The organism is uncultured Campylobacter sp. (assembly GCF_938017615.1).
Taxonomy (GTDB): Bacteria; Campylobacterota; Campylobacteria; order Campylobacterales; family Campylobacteraceae; genus Campylobacter_B.
Genome location: NZ_CALIJA010000015.1, coordinates 1 through 1989, shown reverse-complemented (window position 1 = coordinate 1989; position 1989 = coordinate 1). Strand labels below are relative to the sequence as shown.

The 1989-nt window shown below is 36.3% G+C and carries 2 protein-coding genes; both read right to left on the bottom strand.

All coding sequences use genetic code 11. The features are described from left to right. Nucleotides 1-977: 977 nt before the first annotated feature. A complete protein-coding gene (locus Q0620_RS00615; protein WP_298782763.1) occupies nt 978-1520 on the bottom strand; it encodes a hypothetical protein in 543 nt (180 codons plus the stop codon). Nucleotides 1521-1528: 8 nt separating this feature from the next. Next, nucleotides 1529-1714, bottom strand: coding sequence for a hypothetical protein (locus tag Q0620_RS00610; RefSeq protein WP_298782761.1), 186 nt, complete (start codon nt 1712-1714; stop codon nt 1529-1531). Nucleotides 1715-1989: the final 275 nt, after the last annotated feature.

Below are 1989 nucleotides of genomic sequence, written 5' to 3'. Positions count from 1 at the left end.
GACGAGATCAAAACGGGCGATCGGATCGAAATCGGCGCGCGTGACGGCGAAATAGAGATAAAGAGGGTGAAGTAAAATTCAGCAGAATTTATCCTGCGGGGTAAATTCCGCGCTGGTGGAGTAAATTTGGCGAGGTAAATCTAATACTTTATTAATTAATATAAATTGAGCGGGTAATCTATCCCCCTGGGAATTGAAACAGATCGCAAAGCCTGCGTTAATCGTCGCTTGCTTCAGTATAATTCCATCCCATTGGGAATTGAAACGATATAAATACTCTATTCGGAGAAAACTATGAGGAATAGAATTCCATCCCGTTGGGAATTGAAACTCAGCTCTTGGTGTTTTTAAGGCTTTTTGGGACGTGTAGAATTTCATCCCGTTGGGAATTGAAACGAGTAGTTTTACCGCTTGCTCGGGTGGAACTACGCCGTAGAATTCCATCCCGTTAGGAATTGAAACAAATTAATATTTTCCTGCCCTAAAATTTCACTTTTGAGGTAGAATTTCATCCCGTTGGGAATTGAAATGCTGTATTTGAGATTTCATATTTTTCTCTCCTGTAGGAGCATTTAATAGAATTTATCGAGCCGAATCCTGCTCGATAAAATTTTTACCAAATAAAATTCTGGACTTGAAATTTTAAAATTTTATCGAGCAAGGCTCCGCATCTCAGAGCTTAGAATTTCAAATTTAAGCAACAGTGGCTTTGAGTTGCAGGATTCAAAAGCGCAAGGATTTTAGATCATAAAATTTTAAAAGGTCGGTAGGATTAAAATTTTAAAATTCGAAGTCGATGATCGAAATTCCAAACTGCGCAACTTGAAATTTCAAATCTGAAGCAGAGCCAAATTTTAAGATCATTTCAAAATGTACCCCTTTTAAATTTCCATTTCTCAAGCTCTATTCATAAAATTTTGCGTATTAATTCACATAAAATTTAGCTGAAAAACGATGCTAGCATAAACTTATCTGCATTAAATTTTATCTCTTCTTTTTAGAATAAGAACCATCGCAGACGCGATTATTAGCGATGATAAAGCGCTTATTATCATTATGCTAAAATTAAAATTTGAGCGATCAAACAGATGACCCAATAAGGTCAAATCGGCTCCTGTTAGGATTATCACGGCTAGCGAATAAGTATAAAATAGACTTATAAAAAATACAGATGCGCCGGATATTTTATCTAGCAGAATAAAAGCCTTTATTTTGGAAAATACGAAGCAGCAGATGATTAAAGGCAAAATTACCGTCGCGCAAAATAGATACAACACCATAGCGCCGAAAATATCGCTTTCGCTATCGCTCGCTTCTTCGTGCCACGTTAGTTCAAAAGCTTTCATAACGATAGAAAGCGGATTCGCGATATCGTAACCGCTATACTCCGCCAAAAAAACCGCGTCTATGCTGGCAAATATAACGCCCAAGCAATCTATAGTAAAAATGAGCAAGGCGATCCAGAATAAAATCCTCACCCCTTTTAGCTCAAAACATTTTTTAATAAACTCTTTTATCACCCTAGCCCCTAATTTATAGCTTTTAAGATCAATTTGACTTTTATATCGCGTTTCATTTCGGTACTTTTAAAAACACTTTGTCGTAATTTATCATCAAAATTTAAGCCTTTCGCTGCGCTAAATTTTAAAATTTCAAGCAAAGCAAAGCATTGTGCCGCATTCGTTATCTTTTCTATTTGCTCTGCATTTGTCATTTTATATCCTTGTCCTAAAACTTTGACATTACTAAACCTACAATCGCAATTATGGCACTTACCCAAATAGAAGCATTTACTATAAACCAAAGTATGCATTTGACATAGCGATATATTATTTTTGCCCTATTTGAGATTTTATATTCCTCGTAAGGCTACTTAATATTCGGCTTATCGGCAAGCGCCTCTCTTAAAAGCACCGAAAAGAAATATCCGCTCTAAATACTTCTCAGAACAAGCCTGTAGGGTCCTTATGCTCATCAACATAGTTCAAT

Bases quoted from the DNA above. Each gene is read 5' to 3' on its own strand.
- Q0620_RS00610 (WP_298782761.1), bottom strand. From the start codon at position 1,714: ATGACAAATGCAGAGCAAATAGAAAAGATAACGAATGCGGCACAATGC.